At 47.1% G+C, this 25,536-nt stretch carries 20 protein-coding genes; 16 read left to right on the forward strand and 4 right to left on the reverse strand.

Annotation, left to right across the window (positions count from 1 at the left end):
• The 6 genes from NFR43_RS02905 to NFR43_RS02930 all read left to right on the forward strand — a co-directional run bounded on the left by NFR43_RS02905 (window position 1) and on the right by NFR43_RS02930 (window position 8,074).
• Window positions 1–1,083, forward strand: a complete 1,083-nt coding sequence (locus tag NFR43_RS02905) for a carbamoyl phosphate synthase small subunit (RefSeq protein WP_251546341.1) — start codon at window positions 1–3, stop codon at window positions 1,081–1,083.
• Window positions 1,083–4,259 (forward strand): carbamoyl-phosphate synthase large subunit, encoded by a 3,177-nt coding sequence (gene carB / locus NFR43_RS02910; protein WP_251546350.1) that lies wholly within the window; start codon window positions 1,083–1,085, stop codon window positions 4,257–4,259. The genes NFR43_RS02905 and carB overlap by 1 nt, the downstream gene beginning before the upstream one ends.
• A 14-nt stretch (window positions 4,260–4,273) precedes the next feature.
• Window positions 4,274–5,200, forward strand: a complete 927-nt coding sequence (locus NFR43_RS02915) for a dihydroorotate dehydrogenase (RefSeq protein ID WP_251546352.1) — start codon at window positions 4,274–4,276, stop codon at window positions 5,198–5,200.
• A 125-nt stretch (window positions 5,201–5,325) separates the two neighbouring features.
• Window positions 5,326–6,252: a DNA/RNA non-specific endonuclease gene (locus tag NFR43_RS02920; protein ID WP_251546354.1), complete on the forward strand. Its 927-nt coding sequence runs from the start codon at window positions 5,326–5,328 to the stop codon at window positions 6,250–6,252.
• 30 nt (window positions 6,253–6,282) lie between these two features.
• On the forward strand, window positions 6,283–7,650 hold the full coding sequence (locus NFR43_RS02925; protein WP_251546356.1) for an RsmF rRNA methyltransferase first C-terminal domain-containing protein: 1,368 nt from the start codon (window positions 6,283–6,285) through the stop codon (window positions 7,648–7,650).
• Window positions 7,651–7,663: 13 nt separating this feature from the next.
• Complete coding sequence (locus NFR43_RS02930; protein ID WP_251546357.1) at window positions 7,664–8,074, forward strand: OsmC family protein; 411 nt, start codon at window positions 7,664–7,666, stop codon at window positions 8,072–8,074.
• Between the two features lie 43 nt (window positions 8,075–8,117).
• Here NFR43_RS02930 and fni read toward each other — a convergent pair whose 3' ends face one another.
• Genes fni through mvk form a run of 4 tightly spaced genes read right to left on the reverse strand, consistent with a single transcriptional unit; the run spans window position 8,118 to window position 12,219 of the window.
• Window positions 8,118–9,158, reverse strand: a complete 1,041-nt coding sequence (gene fni, locus NFR43_RS02935; RefSeq protein WP_251547064.1) for a type 2 isopentenyl-diphosphate Delta-isomerase — start codon at window positions 9,156–9,158, stop codon at window positions 8,118–8,120.
• A 13-nt stretch (window positions 9,159–9,171) separates the two neighbouring features.
• The gene (locus tag NFR43_RS02940; RefSeq protein ID WP_251546359.1) at window positions 9,172–10,275 is read right to left on the reverse strand and encodes a phosphomevalonate kinase; all 1,104 of its coding nucleotides are present in this window, start codon (window positions 10,273–10,275) and stop codon (window positions 9,172–9,174) included.
• Window positions 10,276–10,300: 25 nt separating this feature from the next.
• Entirely contained in the window at window positions 10,301–11,275 is a 975-nt protein-coding gene (gene mvaD, locus NFR43_RS02945; RefSeq protein ID WP_251546361.1) for a diphosphomevalonate decarboxylase, read from the reverse strand.
• The gene (gene mvk / locus NFR43_RS02950) at window positions 11,272–12,219 is read right to left on the reverse strand and encodes a mevalonate kinase (protein WP_251546363.1); all 948 of its coding nucleotides are present in this window, start codon (window positions 12,217–12,219) and stop codon (window positions 11,272–11,274) included. The genes mvaD and mvk overlap by 4 nt, the downstream gene beginning before the upstream one ends.
• Window positions 12,220–12,416: 197 nt before the next feature.
• Here mvk and NFR43_RS02955 point away from each other — a divergent pair, with 197 nt between their 5' ends.
• The 10 genes from NFR43_RS02955 (at window position 12,417) to lpdA (ending at window position 25,513) form a co-directional block, all read left to right on the forward strand.
• A complete protein-coding gene (locus tag NFR43_RS02955) occupies window positions 12,417–15,260 on the forward strand; it encodes a helicase C-terminal domain-containing protein (RefSeq protein WP_251546365.1) in 2,844 nt (947 codons plus the stop codon).
• A 58-nt stretch (window positions 15,261–15,318) separates the two neighbouring features.
• On the forward strand, window positions 15,319–15,837 hold the full coding sequence (locus tag NFR43_RS02960; protein ID WP_251546368.1) for a cell wall elongation regulator TseB-like domain-containing protein: 519 nt from the start codon (window positions 15,319–15,321) through the stop codon (window positions 15,835–15,837).
• A 29-nt stretch (window positions 15,838–15,866) separates the two neighbouring features.
• Window positions 15,867–17,165, forward strand: a complete 1,299-nt coding sequence (gene asnS, locus NFR43_RS02965) for an asparagine--tRNA ligase (protein WP_251546370.1) — start codon at window positions 15,867–15,869, stop codon at window positions 17,163–17,165.
• 80 nt (window positions 17,166–17,245) lie between these two features.
• The gene (locus tag NFR43_RS02970; RefSeq protein ID WP_251546372.1) at window positions 17,246–17,971 is read left to right on the forward strand and encodes a DnaD domain-containing protein; all 726 of its coding nucleotides are present in this window, start codon (window positions 17,246–17,248) and stop codon (window positions 17,969–17,971) included.
• Window positions 17,972–18,067: 96 nt separating this feature from the next.
• Entirely contained in the window at window positions 18,068–19,081 is a 1,014-nt protein-coding gene (locus NFR43_RS02975; RefSeq protein WP_251546374.1) for a DUF1002 domain-containing protein, read from the forward strand.
• A gap of 157 nt (window positions 19,082–19,238) precedes the next feature.
• Complete coding sequence (locus NFR43_RS02980; RefSeq protein WP_251547066.1) at window positions 19,239–20,150, forward strand: DMT family transporter; 912 nt, start codon at window positions 19,239–19,241, stop codon at window positions 20,148–20,150.
• Between the two features lie 266 nt (window positions 20,151–20,416).
• The gene (pdhA, locus tag NFR43_RS02985) at window positions 20,417–21,508 is read left to right on the forward strand and encodes a pyruvate dehydrogenase (acetyl-transferring) E1 component subunit alpha (protein WP_251546376.1); all 1,092 of its coding nucleotides are present in this window, start codon (window positions 20,417–20,419) and stop codon (window positions 21,506–21,508) included.
• Between the two features lie 2 nt (window positions 21,509–21,510).
• Complete coding sequence (locus tag NFR43_RS02990) at window positions 21,511–22,488, forward strand: alpha-ketoacid dehydrogenase subunit beta (protein WP_251546378.1); 978 nt, start codon at window positions 21,511–21,513, stop codon at window positions 22,486–22,488.
• Window positions 22,489–22,503: 15 nt separating this feature from the next.
• Window positions 22,504–24,099 (forward strand): 2-oxo acid dehydrogenase subunit E2, encoded by a 1,596-nt coding sequence (locus NFR43_RS02995; protein ID WP_251546380.1) that lies wholly within the window; start codon window positions 22,504–22,506, stop codon window positions 24,097–24,099.
• Window positions 24,100–24,106: 7 nt separating this feature from the next.
• A complete protein-coding gene (gene lpdA / locus NFR43_RS03000) occupies window positions 24,107–25,513 on the forward strand; it encodes a dihydrolipoyl dehydrogenase (protein WP_251546382.1) in 1,407 nt (468 codons plus the stop codon).
• Window positions 25,514–25,536: the final 23 nt, after the last annotated feature.

Below are 25,536 nucleotides of genomic sequence, written 5' to 3' on the forward strand. Positions count from 1 at the left end.
ATGAAACGCTATTTAGTATTAGAAGACGGCACCGTTTTTGCAGGTGAAGCCTTTGGTGCGCAGACAACCACGATTGGTGAAGTGGTTTTCACCACCGGGATGACTGGTTATCAGGAGTCAATCACGGACCAATCCTACGCAAACCAAATTTTGGTGTTTACTAACCCCTTAATTGGTAACTATGGGGTAAACCTGGACGACGCGGAATCACTCGCACCACAAATTAAAGGAGTGATTTGTTACCAACTTGCTCGGCGGCCAAGTAGCTGGCGGATGCAAGACACCTTACCTAATTACTTAACCCAGAATCATATCCCGGGGTTGCAAGGCATTGATACCCGTCAATTAGTCCGTAAATTGCGTGAACACGGGACCTTACGGGGAATGCTCACTGATGACGTCACTAACGTGGCCACACTGGTGGACCAATTGAAAGCGGCTCACCCAACTGCCGGAATTATCGCCAAGGTTTCGACCAAATCTGCTTACCCGAATCCCGGAACCAAGCGCAACATCGTGGTGGTTGACTTTGGAATTAAACACAGTATTTTGCGGGAACTGGCCAAGCGGGACTGCAATGTGATTGTCCTCCCGTGCACCACGACGGCTCAACAAATTATCAACCTGCATCCGGATGGGGTTCTGTTAAGCAATGGGCCTGGTGATCCCGAAGAAATGACTGACGCGGTTAAGATGGTGGCTGAAGTTGAGAAACATTTCCCATTATTTGGGATTTGCATGGGACACCAGATCTTTGCCCTAGCGAATGGTGCACAAACTTACAAGATGAAGTTTGGTCACCGGGGCTTTAACCATCCCGTTCGCGATATTGCGACCGGGCAAATTTCCTTTACTTCACAAAACCACGGGTATGCGGTGGCCAAGGATTCGATTGATCGGGAGCAGTTGATGGTGACGCACGAAGAGGTCAATGATGGCACGGTGGAAGGATTACGTCACAAGCGTTATCCAGCATTTTCCGTGCAGTTCCACCCGGACGCAGCGCCCGGTCCTCACGATGCTGACGCCCTGTTTGACGACTTTATCAGTATGGTAGACCAACAAAAGGAGGCCCAAAACTAATGCCAAAACGGACAGATATTCACAAAATTATGGTTTTCGGTTCCGGCCCGATTATTATTGGTCAAGCGGCGGAATTCGATTATTCAGGGACCCAGGCCTGCCTGGCACTCAAGGAAGAGGGCTATGAAACGGTCCTGGTGAACTCCAACCCGGCAACGATTATGACCGATAATGAGATTGCCGATCACGTCTACATTGAACCATTGACTGTCGAATCAGTTTCCCGGATTATTCGCCAAGAATACCCGGATGCGATCTTGCCAACCTTAGGTGGTCAAATTGGCTTAAACCTTGCGGTAGCGCTCTCCAAAACCGGTTTGCTCGATGAACTGGGAATCCAATTACTAGGGACTAAATTGGATTCGATCGACCGGGCTGAAGACCGGGAGCGTTTCAAAGAACTGATGCAGGACCTGCACGAACCGGTCCCAGCATCCCAAACCGTGTCCACGGTAGACGAAGCACTCGCCTTTGCGGAGCAGATCGGTTACCCCGTAATTGTCCGTCCTGCCTTTACGATGGGCGGTACCGGTGGTGGAATGTGTCAAAACGCGGCTGAATTGAAAGTGATTGCGGCCAATGGCTTGGATCTTTCACCAGCGACCCAATGTTTGATCGAAAAGTCCATTGCTGGATACAAGGAAATTGAATTTGAAGTGATGCGTGACGCGAAAGATGATGCCATGGTCGTCTGCTGTATGGAAAACTTTGATCCCGTCGGTATTCACACGGGTGACTCCATTGTCTTCGCCCCCAATCAGACCATTTCAGATCGCGAATACCAAATGTTACGTGACTGCGCCTTGAAACTGATTCGAGCACTGAAGATCGAAGGTGGTTGTAACGTTCAATTGGCCCTTGATCCAAACAGTTATCATTATGACGTCATTGAAGTTAACCCACGGGTATCGCGTTCCTCAGCATTAGCTTCGAAAGCAACGGGGTATCCAATTGCGAAAATGGCAGCGAAAATCGCCGTGGGTTTGACACTTGATGAAATTATCAACCCAGTCACGGGAACCACCTATGCGGAATTTGAACCAGCTTTGGACTACGTCGTCTGCAAGATTCCCCGGTGGCCATTTGACAAGTTTTCTCGCGCAGACCGGCGGTTAGGAAGCCAAATGAAGGCAACCGGTGAAGTAATGGCGATCGGCCGGAATGCCGAAGAAGCCTTCCAAAAGGCCGTGCGGTCCTTGGAAATTGATGCGAAGGACTTTTACTCCCCGATTGCCCACCAGGCGACTGATCAGCAACTAGAAGACCAGCTAGTCCATGCGCAAGACGACCGTCTTTTTTACATTGCCGAAGCATTCCGGCGGGGTTACTCAATTGATGACATTCATGAATTAACCAAGATCAATGACTACTTCTTAGATATCGTGGCACACATTGTGGAAATGGAAGCGATGATCAAACAATCAACTGCCGATGTTGAAGTGCTAAAAACGGCCAAAAAGTATGGCTTCAGTGATGTCACGATTGCCCGTCTGTGGGGAACGCAACCAGATGAAGTTCGCCAATTGCGGCTGGCCAACGGGATTGTGCCAGTTTACAAGATGGTGGATACTTGTGCGGCCGAATTTGCTTCCAGCACGCCCTATTTCTACAGTACCTATGATTATGAAAACGAAAGTCAACGATCTAAAAAGCCTTCGATTTTGGTAATTGGGTCTGGTCCCATCCGGATTGGTCAAGGGGTTGAATTTGACTACGCCACCGTTCACTGTGTGAAGGCGATTCAGCGGCATGGGTATGAAGCCATTGTAATGAACTCGAATCCCGAAACGGTTTCCACCGATTTCTCGATTTCCGATAAGCTCTACTTTGAGCCGCTCACCCTGGAAGACGTTTTAAACATTTGTGACTTAGAACAACCAGAAGGGGTAATTGTTCAATTTGGTGGCCAAACCGCAATTAATTTAGCTGCTGGCCTCGATGCCCACGGCGTTAAAATCTTAGGAACCAGTGTTAAAGACTTGGACGCTGCTGAAGATCGGCGGGTCTTTGACCAAGTGATTAAGGATTTGAATTTGAAACAACCGGTTGGCTTGACGGCAACGACTCATCAAGGGGTAATCGACGCCGCCGCTGAAATTGGTTATCCAGTGCTCGTGCGTCCTAGCTACGTGCTTGGTGGCAAGGCCATGGAAATTGTCTACAATGAAACTGAATTGGAACAATACCTGCAAGCCAACGCGAACGTCACTGATGAACACCCGATCCTGATTGATGCCTATCTAGAAGGTCGGGAATGTGAAGTTGACGCCATCTGTGACGGTCACACGGTTCTGCTCCCTGGGATTATGGAACACATCGAACGGGCCGGGGTTCACTCTGGTGACTCGATGGCAGTTTACCCACCACAAAACTTCGGCGATGGGATTAAGCAACAAATTGTGGATGCCACTGAAAAGCTCTGCTTAGCACTCAAGTGTATTGGAATTATGAATATCCAGTTCATTATTCACGACGGCACAGCCTACGTGCTTGAGGTTAATCCACGGGCGAGTCGGACGGTTCCATTCCTTAGCAAAATTACCGGCATTGAAATGGCTCAAGTCGCTACTGGCGTGATCCTCGGCGATTCCCTAAAGCAACAAGGGTACGAGGGCGGACTCTACCCTGAACCACAAACGATTCATGTTAAGGCACCAGTCTTTAGTTTCAATAAATTGGACGATGTTGATGCCTACCTCGGGCCAGAAATGAAGTCGACTGGTGAAGTGATGGGCAGTGACAGTACTTTTGAAAAGGCCCTCTACAAAGCCTTTGCTGGAGCCAAAATGCAGTTGCCGGAAAATGGCAATGTTTTGTTGACGATTGAAGATAATGATAAGGAACAAATTTTGCCACTTGCGAAACGATTTGCCGGCATTGGCTACCGGATCTTAGCAACCCGTGGGACCGCGGACTTCCTTAGCCAGCATGGTCTCCATGTTGAGGTGGTCGATAAGATCCACGAAAATGGCGACAATGATATTTTGGACGCCATCAAAAACCATGTTGACTTGGTTATTAACACCATGGGTCATGATTATCAAAAGAATTCGGATGGCTTCGTGATTCGGCAAACGGCCATCGAACACAATGTTCCACTGTTGACGGCATTGGATACCGTTGACGCCCTATTACGGGCCCTTGAAAATCGTTCATTTACCACCCAACCACTATAAAGGAGAGTTGATACATGACAAAGCAAATTGCTGTTGAATTACCTGGCTTAAAAATGAAGAACCCTTTGATGCCGGCATCTGGAACCTTTGGCTTTGGTGACGCATGGGGTGCAGATAAAGTTAACTTTGACGAACTTGGGGCGCTGGTGGTGAAGACGACGACCCCGGCCGCCACTACGGGGAATCCACAACCGCAAATCGCAATGCTCAACGATGGAGTGATGAATTCGGTTGGTTTAACCAATCCTGGGGTGGATGTTGTCATTAGTGATAAACTGCCTAAATTACGCCAGCAACACCCTGTTCTTCCATTAGTGGGAAGTGTTGGTGGTGCTAGCAAGGATGAATATGTGCTAGTTGCCCAAAAATTAGCCAAGAGCGGTTTAGTGGACGCCTTAGAGCTAAACGTTTCTTGTCCGAACGTTGCTCATGGTGGCATGTCCTTTGGGGTCGACCCTCAAATGGTGGAATCCATTACCCGGGCCGTCAAAGACGTGACTGGCACGGTGCCGGTCTACGTTAAGTTAACGCCGAACGTGACTGACATTGTCGAAATTGCCCGGGCAGCCGAAGCTGGTGGGGCCGATGGCTTAAGCCTGATTAACACGGTCTTAGGATTACGCTTTAACTTGAAAACACGTCAACCCGTTCTTGGTAATGGCATGGGTGGTTATTCGGGAACCGCCATCAAGCCATTAGCCATTCGGATGGTCTACCAGGTAGCGCATGCCACGGAGCTTCCCATTATCGGTCAAGGAGGGATTGAAACGGCTGAAGATGTCGTCGAATTTTTCCTGGCGGGGGCAAACGCGGTTGCCTTAGGGGCGGCCCATTTCAAGGATATTAATGCCTGTCCACACATTGCTGCCAAATTACCAGCTGTTTTGGACCAGTTAGGGATTAATTCTCTAACGGAACTCAGTGAACAAGTGCGCAATTAATATTAATAAACGGCCGGTCTTACCGGCCGTTTTTTGATCCGAGTGATCCTTTGCGAAAATCATCACCACTGGGTATAATAGTTGCTGCAATTAGCGAGCTAATAATGAAGAAAGTGGGCTAGGGTGTGAATAAATTTCAACGCATAATTAAATATTTGGTGCTCACCATTGGTGGCCTTGTGTTTGGAATCCTGCTGGCGGCCGGTTACCAAGCCATTCACGGTCTGCAATGGCGAGCTCATTTTGCCCAGCGTGATTCTCGCTCTGCCAAGGTGGTTGGTGGTTTAACTCGCCACCAGCGGTCCCAATTGGCAGCATTGAATTACCACCCGAAGCAATCGGTGATCGTGTACGTCAACCATGGTCGCTCGACCCTTAATCCGAAGTCTTGGACCTATAACCATGTTGTTTATAATGCCCTAGATTCCTTAGGTCGGACTTCTTTAGGAAACACTGCTTTTTTGGAACAACACAACCATGCGGACACCACGTTGCGGACTGATCAACAGGTTCAGCCTGCCGGTTGGCATGACAACTATGGGGGTAACCTTGTGTATAATCGGGGACACCTGATTGCTTACTCCTTGACTGCTGGCATTAATTCAACGACTGGTAAATATCAACCGACCATGACTGGGGACCAGAACAATCCCCAAAACCTGTTTACGGAAACCGACTTTATTAACCAGGAAATCCAAACGATCTATGAAGCAAAGGTTCGGCACGCGATTGAAAGTGGTCAACACGTGATTTTTCAAGCAACGCCCGTTTTTCGGGGACAAGAGTTAGTGCCCCGCGGGGTCAATTTGCAGGCAATCTCCACCAATGGGCAGTTGAATTTTAATGTCTATTTGTTTAATGTTGAACCGGGCATTCGGATTGACTACCAGACGGGGAGCTATACGACCGATGCACAGATGAAAGTACCGGTGCCGGCCAATGCTGTCGAGGCGGCAGACAACCAAAAGAATAACAACACCCAGTTCCGCTTTATGGGTAAATACACGCGTCCCATCGCGGATCACCCTCGTCAATACGTTAGAAAATGGTAAAATAAAGTAAAATTGAGAAAGAGGTTTGCCATGCAGTTACCAACAGCGTTTCAAGAAAAATACCGTCACCTTTTAGGGGATGAAGCCACGGCTTTTTTGGCGTCCTTTGATGAACCGAGCACAGGAGCCTTTCGTAGCAACCCCCTCAAAAATGGGTTACCAAAAGACACGATTGCTCACGCTTCCGGACGGGTGCCGTATGTCGAAAATGGCTACTTTGGGCCAGTGAATGGAAAATCATTGGACCATGTCACGGGATGGGTTTATAGTCAAGAGCCCTCTGCGATGTACGTTGGTGAAGTGGTGGATCCTCAACCAGGAGAACGGGTCCTGGACTTATGTGCCGCCCCTGGAGGAAAGAGCACCCACCTAATTGCCAAAATGCATGATCAAGGTCTCTTAGTTGCCAATGAGATCTTTAAAAAACGGGCTCAGGTCCTTGCTTCGAACCTGGAACGGTGGGGAACTGCCAATACCGTTGTTTTAAGTGAACGTCCTGATGTGCTTGAACCACATTTTCCGGCCTTCTTCGACCGCATTTTGGTGGATGCCCCCTGTTCTGGTGAGGGAATGTTTCGAAAGGAACCAGCCGGAATTGAATACTGGAACGAAGATTATCCAGCCGAATGTGCGAACCGGCAACGGAAAATTTTACAATCTGCCATGAAAATGCTGAAGGCAGGTGGAACACTGGTCTATTCAACTTGTACCTTTGCTCCCGAAGAGGACGAACAAAACGTGGCCTGGCTATTAAAGAAATATCCAGCCTTGGAAATGGTGGATATTAAAAAATATCCGGGGATGGATGATGGACGACCTGAATGGGCGGATGGTAATCCCGAGTTGACAAAAGCCGTGCGACTTTTCCCACACCACATCCAAGGTGAAGGACACTTTATTGCTAAACTGCGGTTAACCGAGCAACCGGTTCGTCCATTGAAGGTTAAGCGGGCCAAAAAGCACCAACGACCGAATGAATATCACGCAACTAAGCAGTCAGTAACCCTGTTTGAAGAATGGCGTCAAGTGGTGTTACCGGACGTGCGATTTGCCAACTTTGTACAGTTTGGTGACCAGCTCTATGCCTTACCCAAGGAGATGCCAAGCATGGTCGGTTTGCAGGTCCAAACACCCGGTTTGCACTTGGGAACGCTCAAAAAGAACCGTTTTGAACCGGCGTTAGCGTTGGCGCTGAAATTGCAACCGACTGACACTCCGCACCGGTTACTGATTACTAAGGAACAATGGCGGCAGTATGTTCATGGCAACATCGTTCAAATTGATGAATCATTACCAAACGGCTGGTACCTGTTAGTATGCGAGGAGCACACGACCGGATTTGGTAAATTGGTGAACGGGACGGTGAAAAACTTTTTCCCGAAAGGATTACGCTTTTAATGGAGGTTAAATCATGAGTGAATATCAAATTAAGACAGCTTTGCAAGCTGAAGAATGGCAATTGAAAAATCAGGCCCGGGGCCACGTTTTCTTTGCTGATGATGTCAAAGATGATGGGACCGACGCTGGTCCGAACCCTGTGGAATACCTTACGGGGGCGGTGAATTCCTGCATTGCCATGTCAGCGGGAATGGTTGTGAAAAGTAAAAAGTACGATGTTCAAAATTTTAAATTAACGACGACGGCGACCACCACAGATTTGGGACATGGGAAGTCGGTAGTTTCAAAAATGGTCATTAACATTAGTTTCGAAACGGGGATGACTTCAGAGGAGCAACAAAAGTTTGTTGACTTTGTGTTACACGTCTCAACTGTTTACCAAACGGTGGCCCAGTCAGTAGAAATGGTCGTCAATGTAAATTAACAAACAGCTCCGTGAGGGAAAATTCCTTCTCGGAGCTGTTTTGTCAATGATTTAAATGTCGTTGTTGAACATAATTGTATAGTTGTTCGTCTAAGACGAAGTCAACTTGTGATAAATCACTAAAGTGCCGACATCCCAGCATGGTCATGATTCTGGTGACTTCAGTTTGCCAAGTTTGCACTGCTTTTAGGAGGCCTTCTTCGCCATCCTGATAATATCGGTGAAGAAAGTAACCGGCGACACCAACCGCTTGGGCACCCAGGACCCCGGCCTTAATCACATCAAGCGGGCCAGTGACCCCACCGGAGGCCAGAAGGGTAACCTGATCAAGGCCGGCCGCTTCAAGTAAACTTTCGGGAGTGGTCAGTCCCCAGTTAGTAAGGTCCGAGAAATCAGCCACGTGGTTCCGGCGGTTTTCAATTTGGACGAAGTTGGTGCCGCCTCGGCCAGAAAGATTGATTGTCTTGACTCCCAGGCTCATTAACTGTTGGATGGTCGCCCGGCTCATCCCAAAGCCGACTTCCTTAACGATCACTGGTACCGGTAGTTCTTCAACTAGTTGCTGAATGTTTGCTCGCCAGTGGAAATTACGGTCACCTTCAGCCATGGCGGCTTCCTGGGCGACGTTCAGGTGAATTTCTAAAGCATCAGCCTGTAGCAAATCAATTGCTTGACGAGCCTGTTTAACAGTGACATTCGCGCCCAGGTTAGCGATGATTGTCCCGGTTGGGTTGGCGTTCCGGACAACCTGAAAAGAATCGTTGAATTGGGGCAGCTTAAACATGGGTGAAAGCGACCCAGTTGCCATTGCAATGCCAGTTTTGTTGGCAACCCGTGCTAAGGCCATATTGACGGTTTTGGCTTGCTCACTTCCTCCGGTCATTGCTTCAAAATAAAAGGGCCACTGTAGCGTGAGCCCATTAATCTGTACTTGAGGATTGAACTCGGTGGTGGCCATTTCCGGCAGGGCGTTGGGAATCAAGCGGACCTGGTCAAAAGGGTGCGCTTGATGAGCAGCATCATAAAATTTTTCCGCCAATGAAAGGTGTTCATTTTTACGTTTGGCATGCTCGAGGTTCATAATTATCCTCCGGTCCTTATTTGATGGTGACGGTATAGCGTTGCACGTTATCTACAAAGTGGACTGCAAGCGGTAGTCGTTCGATTTGGTTGGACTCCCATTGGTCAACCATTGCTTTGAGGTCTGCGTGGCCGTCAATGGCAACGATCCCACAGTCACCACCACCGGCGCCAGAAGTCTTGGCGGCGCCACCAAATTCTTCCGCAATTTGGCACAATTTTTTCAGTAGTGGGGTTTCAATTTGGACCCCGGAACGTTCCGCCAACTTTTGAAGCAGGGAACGGTTATAACGAATTTCCTGCTTAATGATGTTTAAATCACTGTTGTGGAAGCCTTCCACCATTCGTTGAATGCAGCGTCGACTTGCATCCAAAAACTGGTGGTATTTCGCTTGCTCCCGCGCCTTAAAGAGCGAAATCTTATCAACCAGTTGTGAGGTTGAAGCGGGCTTCCCGGTCCAGCCAATGACTAGGGCGAGGTTAGCAGGCGCGGTGAGGGATTCGATGTTGAGGTTGGGCCATGGCAAATTGAGTAAGGTGGTTAAATCGAGAAACTTGCGTTGCTCAGCCAACCATTGCCGGTCAAAGGAATGATAGGCGATCCAGCCACCATAAACGGACGCGGCCACATCGCCGAGAGAACCATTTCCTTGAACAGAGAAATGGGCAATGGCCGCTAACTTAAAGATCTGGTCCTTATTAACTGGCAGGTTGTAAAACTTGCAGAGGGCTTTGACAGTCGCAACGGTGACAGCGGCCGAAGAACCTAAGCCATATTTTTTGCCTGAAGCACTGTCCAGTTCACTGTCAATTTGCAAATTATAAACTTGCAGGGGTTGGTTTAAGGTGCGGGCGTATTCTTCAGTCACCTGGATAGCTGAAAGAATGTATGAAAAGGGGTTATCACGTTGGTCAACGACCATTTGGTCACCCTGACGGTGCCACTGCACGGCATTATTTTGATATTGATGGCTCAGAATTTGCCCGACGCCATTCGTCGATGGCTCAATCGTACAGTAGACGAACTGGTTCAAAGCCACTAAAATTGCGGGAAAGCCATTTTCAACGACCGCATACTCCCCGGCAATGTATAATTTTCCTGGTGCTTTTTCTTTAATCAAAAGTCAAATTCCTTCCCAATGAAATTTAGTTCTTAAGTAAATGGGCTCCTGGTCCTGGCTGGGCAACGACAAGGCGGTCCCGGCCAAAGAGCGGAGTTAATTGATCGATGATTTGGGCCCGGTCTTGCTGATTATAAATCAATTTAATGTTCGGACCAGCGTCCATCGTATAATAGCAGTTTAGACCGTTCTCACGCAAGTTTTTAATCAGATTGATAGCTTGAATGGTTTCAGCAGCAAAGTAGGTGAAGGCCGGATCTGCTGAAAGGGTGAGCGCGTGCATGCGCATGGCATTCTCCTCGGCAAGATGGCCAATGGCATCAATATCTTGCCGAGCAATTGCCCGCTTCATTGCCACCATGTCATCAGCGACGATTTCCCGCCAGGTTGGATAGAATGGCGAGGTCTTCACAGAAAGTTCCATTCCTCCGCGGCTGGAGACCTTCTTTTGTTGAGTGTCAATCAGGATGGCCAACATTTCAATGCCAAAATTGACCTTTTCCATCACCGGTTTAGCGTAGGAAGTTAGATCATCATGACCCGCATGCCACTCAACGAGGCCACCATAAATTGAGCGGGTGGCCGACCCAGAACCACGCCGGGCTAACCGTGAAAGGTCACGCCGTGACAAATCCAATCCGGCGGCATGACTAGCAGCCATTGCGAGGGCGGCAAAGGCGGATGCTGAAGAAGCCAATCCAGCCGCCATCGGTACGTGGTTGGTCGAGTTAACGACGGCATAGCGCCGTTCACCACTGAGTTCGCGGACTCGGTCCAAAACTCGCGTGACTTTGCCTAATTTAGTAGCCGGAAATTCCTTTTGGTCGACGATTAAATGATCACGATCGAGATTATCGCGGAAGTCGACGGCGGTATCAGTATAAAATTGGTCTAGTGTTAAGGATAGTGAATCGGTTTGTGGAATGATTAGTTGACGATCCTTCTTGCCCCAATATTTGACCAGGGCAATGTTGGTATGTGCACGTGCACGAGCTGTCATAGTGATTCCCCTTTATTAAATGGTTGGATCCAGGTTGCCGTCGCCCCGTGATCCTTTAAAATTCCAGAAATTTTACGGGCGCCCATTGCGGATTGGGTAATTGCAAACATGCAACCACCACGGCCACCACCAGTCAGTTTTGCCCCTAAGGCGCCATTTTCAAGTGCAATGGTGACTAACTGATTCAATTGGGGATCGCTGACGCCTAATTTATCGAGGTCCCAATGGGCCGCAGTCATTTTTTGCCCCAAGCGGTCAGCTTGATTGTTAATAATCGCTCCTTTACTAGCAAGGGCCAAGTCACCCAAATCATTAATTAGTGCTTGGGCAACATCATGATTGGTGTGCAATTCGTCTTTGACAGTTGCAATCGCTTCTCTAGTGGCCCCTTTGATACCAGTGTCAGCAATTACCATGGTGGCTTCGAGATTCAGATTGATGGGGGTTCCTTTTTCACCCTTATGGAACCAGACCGGGTCCGGTGAACTGACGGTTGCGGCATCTAAGCCGCTGGGACTCCGGTGGGTAACCTGTTCTTCGATATCGGCCCATTGTAAGAGGGTTGGTCGGTCGAGCGGTGCCTGATAATAGTCAAAAAAGGCGCGGATAATGGCAACCGCACAGGCAGCGGAGGATCCCATTCCGCGTTCTGCGGGGATGTCGCTGTTGATGGTCATCGTCCAATGATCATTTTCACCACCAAAATGAGAGATTAATTGGTTCACCAGCTTTTTGATTCCAGCCATTGATGCAGGAATTTTCGCAAAGTCACCGCTAAAATAGCGACTTTCGATCAATTTAACTTGTTCTTGGTGCTCGGTCATTCTGACCGTTGTGGTCACGCTCGGGAGGGGCATGGCAATTGCTGGTTGTCCATATACAACACTATGCTCACCCATGAGGATAATTTTAGCGTGACTTTTCCCGATTCCATTTTTTTGCATGGTCAGTTATTTCAACCCACTTTCTCAAAAAAGTCCAACCATCATTTTAACATCATTTAAACCGAAACTACTAATCTTCAGGAAAGCTTAATGATTACCCCAATGGTCAAGCCTGAAAATCCATAGTATGATAGGGGCAGTTAATCACGAAAAATAGGCTTGAAACACCTAAAATTTAACCGGAGGTGATGACCGTCATGCCAGCAAAAAAACGCCGTCAAGGTCCAGTGTATTCGGTGGTTGATCTGGAAACGACGGGAACAAGCATTAAAAATGGCGATCGAATTATTCAAGTGGGGATTGTCCTGGTACAACATGGAAAAATCATCAACCAGTTTGAAACCCGCATTAATCCGTTAATGAAAATCCCCCACAGTGTCCAACAATTAACCGGCATCACTGACCGGGACGTGGCCCGGGCACCGTTATTTGACGACGTGGCGCAAACGATCGAAAGCTTGCTCAGTGGAACCATTTTTGTCGCGCACAATGTGAACTTTGATTTTCCCTTTTTAAATCACGAATTGGAACGGGTTGGTCGGGATCCGCTCCGGATTTCAGCAATCGATACCGTGACCCTGAGCCAAATTTTAATGCCAACGGCCAAAAGTTATCGATTAAGGGATTTAACTAAGTACTTGCATATCGAACATAATCACCCGCACAGTGCGGTGTCCGATGCGGAAGCAACGGCGACCTTATTAAATGATTTAATTCGGCAAATTCGCCAATTACCGACGGTGACTTTACAAAAGCTGGTCGCCCTGAATTTAGACTTGCCATTTCAGACTGCCCAAATGTTTAAGCGCGAGTTAGTCTGGCGACAAAATCATAAGGTGCCATTGCCTGATGACTTATACATTAGCGGTGAGGTGGCCTTACATAAGGAACGGCCCTTGATCAGTGACCAGGTCAAAGTCAAGCCTTACCCTAAAACTAAACGGCAAAAGGAACGGCTCTATGGTGATCATCTAGAATACCGGCCGACCCAAGCTAAGATGATGAACGCCATTTATAACCACTTTAGTCGTGATGGTAATAATCAGCTAGTGATTGAAGCGGGGACGGGATTAGGGAAGACCCTTGGTTACCTTTTACCTTTGAGCTACCTAACCTATCCACAACACAAAATTGTGGTTAGCACCGCCACCAATTTGTTGCAGGAACAACTGATTAATAAACCATTGGAACAGTTAAACACGGTACTCCCGTTTAATTTAAATGCGGTTTTAGTCAAAGGCAATAATCACTATTTAAACCTCAGTAAGTTTATTCATTCCCTCAGTATCCATGAGGATTCAAAACTGATTCAACTGATCAAAGCACAAATTCTTGTCTGGCTGTTAACGACGACAACTGGTGACCTCGATGAATTAAATCTAAATTCACAGCGTTCGCCATACTTTGCAGAAATTCGACATCACGGGATTCAATCCTTGCGTAAAGATGATCGCTTTTATCGGGATGACTTTCTAGTGCGGCGGCAAAAGAAATTGGCAGCGGCCAATATCATTGTGACCAACCATTCCTATTTGGTAGCCCATGCTCAAGAATTAGGGGCGATGAGTCCACTGACCTATCTCGTCGTGGATGAAGCCCAGCACTTGGGTCGGAGTGTGCTGCAAAATTCACGGGATGAGATTAGCTTCCAACGGGCGGCAATGGTGGTCAACCAATTGCAAAGCTTGCTGGGTAATGAAACCGAGCAAAGTTTAAATGACGTTTTTGAGAAGCTCCCGTTAGGTAAGTACAATATTGAGCTCATGCGCAGTGACCTCAGTGAGGTCCATGCTGCACTAGGGGATCTTCAACAAGAGCTGTATGCGCACTTCCTTCAGGATATTAACGCCAATAACGGTGATGATTTTATCGAACAAGTGGTTGACAATCAGGAGTTACTGAATTTACTGTCCCCAGATGGTGCGTTAATGATGCGCTTTGAACAGGCCCTTGCTAGTCTCAAATTACATTTCACGGCTTTGGAGCACCTCTTTACTGCCCGGCATGATTCATGGCTGAGTAGTGACCGCTACATTATGAATCAGGTTACTAGTCAGATGGCTGGTCTGTTGAAGATGGATGAACAGTTTCGTTCAATGCTCCAAACCTTGCGTTACGATGCCGATTCGTCCGTTTACTGGTTAAATGTTCGGCAGTCGAGTGAACGCAGTACCATGCGCTTAATTGGTGGTTTACTGGTCAGCAATCACTACCTCCGCGAAAATGTTTATGCATATTTTTACCGGCAGTTATTCGTTGGGGCAACCCTCTTTACTTCCGGCCGGTCTAATTATCTTTACCAACAATTGGATCTTGACCCGAATAACGTTAAAAGCAAGCGGTTCCCGTCGACCTTTGACTACCAGCACCATGCACGATTATATGTTGCAACGGACGCCCCCAAGCCAGATAACCAGGATGATAGTGAATACCTTCGCTATCTCAGCGAGAGTATTTACCAAATTGCTCAAGCAAACCAGTGTCAAACCATGATCTTGTTTAATTCCCTGGTGACGATTGAACAAGTATACAGTCGGTTACGACAAACGGATCTCTTTAACCAACGTGATATTCTCGCTCAGGGAATTAATGGCAGTCGGGAGAAATTATTGAAGCAGTTTGCGACTGGCTCAAATTCCATTTTGATGGGGGCCAGTAGCTTTTGGGAAGGAATCGACCTCCCCAACAACCAGTTACAATTACTGATTGTGACGCGGCTGCCATTTGATGCGCCTAATGAAGCCTTTACCAAGGCGGAACACCAGCTTCTAAAAGCGCAGGGGAAAAACCCGTTCTATAACGCCGAATTGCCTAAGGCGACGATCCGGCTGCGTCAGGGCTTTGGTCGTTTGCTCAGAACTCCTGATGATTTTGGCGCGGCGGTTATCCTTGACGGCCGCTTGGCTCATCGACGGTATGGACGGAGTATGATTAAGGCCTTGCCGGCTGACCTGACGGTGGAAGAATTAGCAACGAAAGAAATTGCCCAGAAGGCAAAAAAATTTTTAAAACCCCGTGGTCAGCAACCAAAACGAGCTTAGATTTGCTATAATAATTTGCTATAATAAAAAGGCTAATCTTTTTAGGAAGGAAAACAGCATGCAGAGTCGGCGAGATGTTCAAAGAAAACAAAACCGCATTAATGGAATGAAAATTTTTCGCCGGGTGGTAATCACCATTCTGGTTTTGATCCTCGTTTTGTGGATTTCTTTTGCCATTGCTAATCACCCGCGGAGCCAAGCTCGTCGGGAAGCATATTCAATGGCTAAGAAATACGCACATGTCGATCATCCGAGCGGCTTTTACGTTTATAATCGAGAATCAACTTATTACACGGTTGCCGGGAAAAATCAGCAGGGCAAGCAAGTGCTCGTGGTCATCCCTGAAAAGGGCGGTAACATTCACATTATTAAACAATCTGCTGGGATTAGCAGTCAGCAAGCGATTAGTAAGGTGCGGCAAAATGAGCGGCCAAAGCGCATTTTACGCACGGCCTTGGGCTACTTTAACAGTAAGGCGGTCTGGGAGGTCACCTATATTAATAAAAAGGGTGCCCTGTGCTATGATCTAATTAACTTTAAGACTGGACAATTTATCCAACAAATTGATAACCTATAGTCGATGAATTACATTGAGGGGGAAAGAAAATGGAAACTATCAAAATTAAGGATGCGCCACAACACGTCAACGAGCGTGTGCGCATCGGTGTTTGGCTCACCGATAAGCGTTCGAGTGGTAAAATTGCTTTCTTACAATTACGTGATGGGACAGCCTTTTTCCAAGGAGTTTTATTAAAGAACAAAGTGACACCAGAAGTGTTTGATTTAGCAAAGCACGACTTGCGCCAAGAAAGTAGCTTCTATGTCATTGGGGAGATTCACGAAGATTCACGTTCCAAGTTCGGCTATGAAATCCAAATTGAAGATATTCAACCGGTCGACGAAAGCGAGGATTACCCAATTGGAAACAAGGAACATGGGATTGATTTCTTATTGGACGAACGTCACCTGTGGTTACGTTCAAAGAAGCCTTGGGCAATGATGAAAGTTCGTGACCGGGTGATCCGGGCCACTTACGAATTCTTTGCTGATAATGGTTTTACGAAAATTGACCCACCAATTTTGACGGGGAATGCTCCTGAAGGGACCACGGACCTTTTCCATACCAAGTATTTTGAACAAGATGCCTACCTTTCCCAATCTGGTCAACTTTATGAAGAAGCGGGGGCCTTGGCTTTAGATAAGGTCTACTCGTTTGGTCCCGTTTTCCGGGCGGAAAAGTCCAAGACGCGGCGGCACTTAATCGAATTTTGGATGATCGAACCAGAAATGGCTTGGATGCACCAAGACGAGAGTTTGGAAGTTCAAGAAAAGTACATTGCGTACTTAATTCAAAAGTTAATTGATGACTGTAGCGAAGAATTGCAAATTTTGGGACGGGATCCCGAAACTTTGAAGCCATTCACCGAAACGCCATATCCACGGATCAGTTACGATGAAGCAATTGATTTGATGAAGGACGCTGGCATGGATGTGAAGTGGGGCGACGACTTTGGTTCTCCTGAAGAAACCTTCTTGGCGGACCACTTTAGCAAGCCGGTCTTCGTTTTGAACTATCCAAAGAGTATCAAACCATTCTATATGAAGAATCACCCAACCCGGGATGATGTCTACGTCTGTGCCGACCTGTTGGCACCAGAAGGTTATGGTGAAATCATTGGTGGTTCTGAACGTGAAACTGATTATGACACTCTGCTGCAGGCGGTTAAGGACGCCGGCTTGAACCCAGACGATTATGCTTGGTACCTTGACTTACGGAAGTACGGTTCCGTTCCGCATTCCGGATTTGGGTTAGGCCTGGAACGGTTTATTAGCTGGGTCACCCTGCAAGACCACTTACGGACGACGATTCCATTCCCACGGATGCTGAACCGTTTGTACCCTTAATAACAAATTTATCAGGAGCGTGACGCTGAAGTTGTGAAGGACTTCTGTCATGCTCTTTTTGTACTAGATGGAGGAACAAGATGGCAAAAGATTCATTTATGGACAAATATGTACAAGCCGGCTCCACGGTGGTTAGTAATCTGCTATTACACCATTACCATGAGATTGGAATGTCGACGGCAGAATTAATGGTTTACCTGGAATTGCGTTCCTATATTGACCGGGGACAAAGTGACCCGGCTGTGAGTCAGGTTGCCAAGCACCTTGGCACCTCTGAAGAACAGGTTTACGATCTAATCAACCAGATGATTAAGGATCAGCTGATGGTCCAAAAAATGGCGAAGAGTGCGGATGGCAAGGAAAGTATGTACTATGACTTCGGACCATTGTTGCACAAACTCGCCCGCTTAATTGAAGATCATCAGGATGCTGAGCAACAAAAACAAGCGAAGGGGCAACGTCAGGAATTATTCAACACGATTGAGACTGAATTTGGCCGGTTACTTAATCCGATGGAAATGTCGATGGTCAATGACTGGTTAGATCGGGATCACTACCAAGTCGCGGTCATTAAATTGGCACTCCGGGAAGCCGTTCTTGGTGGTAAGTATAATTTTAAGTACATTGATCGGATTTTAGCTAATTGGGCTCATAAAAACCTCCACACTCCCCAAGTGGTCGAAGCAGAGTTACGGAAATTTGATGAGCAACACTACACGACCGGTGATCACCAATCTAAACAGACTGGGACTAGTCAGCCCATTCCGTTATTCAAGGTTAAACCTGCAGACCAAAATAAATCATAAGGTCATCTAAAGTTTGTTAAAAATTGCTTGCTGCAATAGTGTGCTGATCACGTTCAAGGTATAATTAACGTAATTAATTTAATGGAGGATTTAAACATGAAAATCACGACCAAGGTGATTGCAATGACCCTTTTAGCAACGACGGTTGTCGGCGCAACCGTAATTCCCGTCGCCAACTCAGTCGCGGCTGACACCACGACAACGACTTCTAGTAGTTCAACAAACAACACCTCAACACTTTCGGCGTCATATGTTGTCTATGGTGCTGGCGCTCCCCAGAGTGTTTATTCCAATTTAAATGACACGATGGACGTCGATTCATCATTTAAAAAATTGACGGCAACCGCTGCGGATTATCGCCAATATATTGATAATGATTCTTCAACGACCAATGCGGCGATGATTTCTTCGGTCGCAATTGCTCCTGGTGATCCCGGCTCAGGGGTGAAGGTCAACATTAAAAAGTATAATGGACAGTCCAACATTACCAAGGTAACGGCGCAACAATACGCGATGGTGGCCCAGATGGCGGGGGTTACGGACATCACAATCAACGTGACCGCGAACCGTCCGGTATCAGGGGAGTCAGCATTAACCGGGGTTTATAAGGCCTTCGCTGCTGATGGGCACCAGTTGAATTCACAAAATACGAGTGCCGCCAATTCAGTTCTGGAGGCCACTCAAGGAGCGATTGACGCTAACAGCGATGATAGTAGTTATGCTGGTAAATTAATGGCGGCAGTTGGTCAGGTTTCCAAGCAAATTGCCCAAAAGAAACAAAACAACAATGGTCAATTAGCAACGAAACAGGATATCCAAAACATGCTGACCACCGCACTGAAGAGTCGGGGAATTGAAAGCAAGACTTCCAGTAGCCAACAAACCCAAATTGTTAATTCGTTGGTGACGTTCCAAAATTCGCCGATTTCATCCAGCAAATCTTACGTGAACAACGTTACGAACACCATTAATAACGTCAAGAATTCCAGTGGTAACTTAATGAATAAGGCCAAGGAATGGGCTAACAGTGCTTCTGCTAAAAAGGCGGAACAGCAGGCGTCAAATTGGCTGCAACGTTTTGTGAACTGGGTCCGGTCTTTCTTTAATTAAGTTGAAAACGGTTTAAACTTTATCTAGCTTCGTCTAACCAGGGACGGAGCTTTTTTAATTAACGGATTTCACTAATAGACATTTTGCAATTGCGGAACATGGTAAGATAAGACTTATTTTGGAGAAGGAGAATGGAACTTTGACTAATCATAATCGAATGACATGGGGAATTGTGATTGCTGCACTGGCTTCATTAAGCTGGGGAATTTCGGGGACGGTCTTGCAATTGATTTCGCAAAACCTCGCCATTCCCGCAACCTGGATGTTATCAACCCGGACGTTTTTTACCGGAATTGTGCTGCTATTAGTGGCGGCAATTATTTATCGCGGACGGATTTTTGACGTTTTTAAGACGAAAGCAAGTTTGGTTTCCGTTTTAACCTACGCCATCTTCGGCCTGGCGATGAACCTGTTGACGTTTTATTATGCCGTACAGACTGGGAATGCTTCAACCGCAACGATCTTGCAATATCTATCACCATTATTTATCGTGCTTGGCTCGATCATTTTCCAACGTAAAATGCCAATGCGCAGTGATATGATCGCCTTCGTCCTGGCTTTAATTGGGGTTTTCCTTTGTATTACCAGGGGTGATCTAACGCACTTGGCTGTTCCAATGATTTCCCTGTTGTGGGGGCTGGGCTCCGGAATTACGGCCGCTTTCTACGTGGTGTTACCAAAGAAAGCAGCAGAAAAGAACCCGCCCATTGTTGTCCTTGGATGGGGCACAATGATTGCCGGCATCTTCTTTAACTGTATTCGCCCATTCTGGGTTGGTTCACCACATTTGACTATGACGTTGGTTTCATCCGTAGCAACGGTTTGTCTGTTTGGGACCATTTTGCCGTTTGGAATGTTACTGTATGCTTCACGGATGGCGCCATCTGATGTGATCAGTATTATGGATGCCGTTCAACCAATCACCACGAGTATTTTAAGTGTCATCTTCTTCCACTTGAATTTGAACTGGGTTGAAATTCTGGGGATTATCGTTGTCATCGTTGCCATTTATATCTTGCAACGCGGTCGGCGGTCAAATGCCTCCGTTAATCTTGAGTTAGAAGAATAATTACTACTATTCGCGCAGGACTGCATTGAGCAGTCCTGCTTTTTTATCTACTGTTAAACAAATTTAATTGGTTCACAAGTGAGCAAACCAGCCAGAAAAATAAAGACATCAATTTAACATCCTTGCTATCACGCCATTTGTCTCGGCTATTCATGCCTATTATTAGTAGTTTAAATATACACAAATTTGAATAATATAAAAAAACGCGTACAATAACACTTGTAAGCGTTCTCAAATTTGTGAATAAATTAAGGAAGTGCAGACAAATGGCTCAATTAGATTTTGAAAAGTTAAAGCACAGCCCTCAATACGAAACACTCCAAGTGTTAAATGAGGAAGGTGAAGTTGTTAATGCCGACATGATGCCGGACCTATCAGATGATCAATTAGTTGACCTGTTTAAGCAAATAATCTGGTCACGGATTCTTGATGACCGGTCCACTAAACTGAATCGTCAAGGACGGTTAGGCTTCTTTGCCCCAACTGCAGGTGAAGAAGCTAGCCAAATGGCTTCAAACTATGCGATGACCAAGGATGACTTCTTACTCGGTGGTTACCGTGATGTTCCAGAATTAGTTAAACATGGTTTACCACTTGCAAAGGCCTTTATGTGGTCCAAGGGAATGGTTAACGGTAATAAATACGAAGCGGACCTCAACGCAATGCCACCGCAAATTATTATCGGTGCTCAATACGTGCAAACCGCAGGTGCCGCCCTCGGGTTGAAGAAGAAGGGGGCCAAAGCACTTGCCTACACCTATACCGGTGATGGTGGGACTTCTCAAGGTGACTTTTACGAAGGGATGAACTTTGCCGGTGCCTTTAAAGCACCTGCGCTCTTCGTCGTTCAAAATAACCTCTACGCAATTTCTGTCCCACGGGAATTACAAACTGCAGCACCGGTCTTAGCCCAAAAGGCGGTTGCCGTTGGGATTCCAGGAATTGTGGTTGACGGTATGGATGCTTTGGCAGTTTACACCGCTGCTAAGCAAGCGCGTGACTACATCGTGGCAGGAAACGGTCCAGTGATGCTTGAAACCCTCACTTATCGTTACGGTCCACACACCCTTTCCGGAGATGATCCAAAGCGGTACCGGACTAAGGAAGAAGAAGACGCTTGGCACGCCAAGGATCCACTGGTCCGGATGCGGAAGTTCTTAACGAATAAGGGCTTATGGAGCCAAGATCAAGAAGACGCCTACGAAAAAGACGTCGAGGCAGAAATTGATGACGCCATCAAGGAAGTCGAATCACAACCAGCCGAATCAGTTGCTGAATACCTGAAGAACGAATTCGTTGAAACGCCACCTGCAATTCAAAAAGAAATTGACGCATTTTCAGCTAAGGAGGGCAAATAATCATGGCTAAATTAACAATGATTAAAGCAATTACCAACGCCCTAGACGAAGAACTTGGCCGTGATGATAAGGTCCAAATTTTTGGGGAAGATGTTGGTAAAAACGGTGGTGTGTTCAGAGCTACCGATGGCTTACAAAAGAAGTATGGTAAGGACCGGGTTTTTGATACACCATTAGCGGAATCCGGAATTATTGGCTTGGCCAATGGGTTGGCAATGCAAGGCTTCCGGCCAGTTCCAGAAATTCAATTCATGGGCTTTGTCTTTGAAGCCTTTGATCAAATTGCTGGTCAATTAGCTCGTGAACGGTTCCGGATGGGTGGTTCACGGACCTTCCCAGTTACGATTCGGACACCATTTGGTGGTGGGGTCCACACCCCAGAATTACACTCCGACAGCTTTGAAGGCTTAGTGGCCCAAGTTCCTGGATTACGGGTTGTTGTCCCAAGCGGTCCTTATGATGCGAAGGGTTTGTTAATTTCCTCCATTCGTTCAGATGACCCAGTGATTTACCTTGAACACATGAAGTTGTACCGGTCCGTCAAGGAAGAAGTTCCGGATGATGCTTACACCGTTCCGTTGGATAAAGCAGCTGTCAAGCGCGAAGGAACCGATGTTTCAATTATTACCTACGGTTACATGGTTCAAGCAAGTTTGAAGGCTGCCGAAAAGTTGGCTAAGGACGGTATCAACGCGGAAGTTGTTGACTTGCGGACAATTTCACCACTCGATGAAGACACGATCCTGGCTTCCGTTAAGAAAACTGGCCGCGCGGTTCTCGTTCAAGAAGCGCAAAAACAAGCTGGCGTAAGCAGTCAAGTTGCTTCCTTAATTGCGGAAAAGGGAATTTTGTCTCTCGATGCACCAATTAATATTGTCGCTGCACCAAATACCCCATACCCATTCAGTCAGGGTGAAACGGCATGGTTACCAAACGAAGATGACATCATTGGTGCCGTGAAGGAAACTGTTAATTTTTAATGAGGTGAACAGAGCATGAGTGAAAAATACCAATTTAAGTTACCTGACATTGGTGAAGGGATGGCCGAAGGGACCGTCGGCGAATGGCACGTTAAAGAAGGCGACACCATCAAGAAAGATGATGACCTGGTCCAAATCGAAAACGATAAGTCCGTCGAAGAATTACCATCACCAGTTGATGGCACCATCGCTAAAATTCTGGTGCAACCAGACGAAACTGCAGAAGTTGGCCAACCATTAGTTGAAATTACGGTCGCTGATGGTCAAGGTAACGTTAGTGGAGACGATGTACCAGCCGCTACCGCTCAGTCAGCCCAACCTGCTCCTGATAACGGTGGTCAGGATGTCTATGAATTCAAGCTGCCGGATATCGGTGAAGGAATGGCCGAAGGCACCGTTGGTGAATGGCACGTTAAGGTTGGCGATACGATCAAGAAGGATGATGACCTGGTTCAAATCGAAAACGACAAGTCCGTTGAAGAATTACCATCACCAGTTGATGGGACGGTTACAGAGATCCTTGTCCAACCAGATGAAACCGCAGAAGTGGGTCAACCGTTGGTTCGCTTAGCGGTTGCCAAGGGTCAAGGTAACGTTGATGCAGCTGCTACCGCTGCTGCCACGTCCACACCAGCACCTACCAGTACCGCGCCAACGACTAAGTCGGCTCCTAATACTAATTCAGCACCAGCAACAGCCGATCATTCCGTTCCTGTATTGGCTATGCCAGCAGTGCGGAAGTTTGCCCGTGACAATGATGTTGACCTGGCAACGGTCAAGGGTACCGGTCGCCACGGTCAAATTTTGAAGACCGACGTGGAAGCTGCTCTGAAGTCACCGGCACCTGCAGCAGCCACTGCAACAAGTGCACCGTCCGCTACGGTCTCAACGCCTGCTCCAGATGCTCAATGGCCAACGCACAGTGAAAAGATGACGCCGGTTCGCAAAGCTACCGCCAAGGCCATGATTAAGTCCGCTAGTGAAATCCCAATGATTCACCTCTTTGATGAAGTCAATGTTGACAAGCTTTGGGACCACCGGAAGAAATACAAGGAATTGGCAAAGGAACATGGTGTTCACCTGACCTTTATGGCTTACCTGACTAAGGCCTTGGCCGTGATTATGAAAGAATACCCTGTCTTTAACTCCACTGTCGATATGGATAATCACGCCATTAACTACCGTGACTACATTAATGTCGGCATTGCGACCGATACTGACCGGGGCCTCTTCGTTCCAAACGTTAAGCACGCAGACTCACGGAGCCTCTTTGACATCGCCAAGCAAATTTCTGCCAATACTGCCAAGGCAAAGGATGGTAAGTTAAGTGCTGACGACATGGGTCACACCGGGATGTCCATTACCAACATCGGTTCAATTGGTGGTGGCTTCTTCACTCCACTAATCAACTGGCCAGAAGTTGCCATTCTTGGAATGGGGAAGATTTCTCCTGAACCAATTGTTGAAAACAACCAAGTTAAGGTTGCGAAAATTTTGAAGTTGTCGCTGGCGGTTGATCACCGGGTGATCGATGGTGGAACGGCACAACGGGCAATGAATCGGTTGAAGGAACTTTTGGCTGATCCAGAATTGCTATTAATGGAAGGATGATAAGATCATGGTTGTAGGAGATTTTCCAATTGATTTAGATACGGTCGTCATTGGTTCAGGTCCTGGTGGTTATGTTGCTGCCGTGCATGCGGCTGAACTTGGCCAAAAAGTGACGGTGGTCGAAGAAAATGCCAAACTTGGTGGGGTTTGCCTGCGGGTTGGGTGTATTCCTTCTAAAGCGTTGATCCAAGTTTCCCATGATTACCAAACGGCCTTGAATTCAGGAAGTGAAGGCATTAGTTCTGCAAAGGTTGATTTAGACTGGTCCAAAGTGCAAGGTTACCGGGCTTCGGTGGTTCAACGAATGACCAATGGGGTCTCATACCTCTTTAAGAAGAATAAAATTGATGTTTTACATGGGAAGGCCTTCTTGAAAGACAAGAATAGTTTACGGGTCATGCACGAAGATGGTGCCCAAACTTACACCTTCAAGAATTTGATTATTGCCACCGGGAGTCACCCAATTGAAATTCCTGGTTTCAAATTTAATGGTCGAGTCATTGACTCCACCGGTCTTTTGGAACTAAAGGACCAACCAAAGGAATTGGTCATCATCGGTGGTGGCTACATTGGTTGTGAATTGGCCTCTGCCTATGCTAACTTTGGTACCCATGTGACGATCCTGGAAGGGACCGATGCCATCATGCGGAACTATGAAAAAGACGTGGTCAAGATTGCCCAAGGTAACCTCGAAAAGCGTGGGGTGACAATTGTGACAAATGCCATGGCCAAGTCCGCAACTGATAATGGTGATAATGTGACTGTGACCTACACCTTGGACGGTAAGGAACAAACGCTAACCGTCGATGATGTTTGTGTAGCCGTTGGCCGGAAGCCAAATACCAAAGAAATTGGCTTAGAACAAGTGGGGATTCAAACTGATGACCGTGGCTTAATCAAGGTTGATGCGCAAGGGCGGACCAATATTGACCACATTTACGCGATCGGCGATATTGTTGCCGGTGCCGCTTTAGCTCATAAGGCCAGTTACGAAGGGAAGGTCGCCGCTGAAGCCATCGCGGGGCAAAAGTCAGTCGTTGATTACCGGGCGATGCCAGCCGTTTGTTACGTTGACCCAGAGATTGCAACGACCGGTTTGACAGTCGCTCAAGCCAAGGATCAGGGCCTCGATGTTAAGTCGGCTAAATTCCCGTTCTCAGCCAACGGTCGGGCAGTTTCGATGCATTCCCCAGACGGTTTTGTTCGTTTGGTATATACTAAGGATCAAGAGCAAGTTGTCGGGGCGCAAATTGTTGGCGCTGACGCTTCAGACTTAATTAGTGAACTGACGTTGGCAATTGAATCCGGAGCCACTGTTGAAGATATTGCTTTGACAATCCACCCACACCCATCATTGTCGGAAGCAATTATGGATGATGCAGATGTTGCATTAGGGATGCCAACGAACATTTAGAACTTTTAAGTGAGTGAGAGATT

Source organism: Limosilactobacillus caecicola, assembly GCF_943192935.1.
Classification (GTDB): Bacteria; Bacillota; Bacilli; order Lactobacillales; family Lactobacillaceae; genus Limosilactobacillus; species Limosilactobacillus caecicola.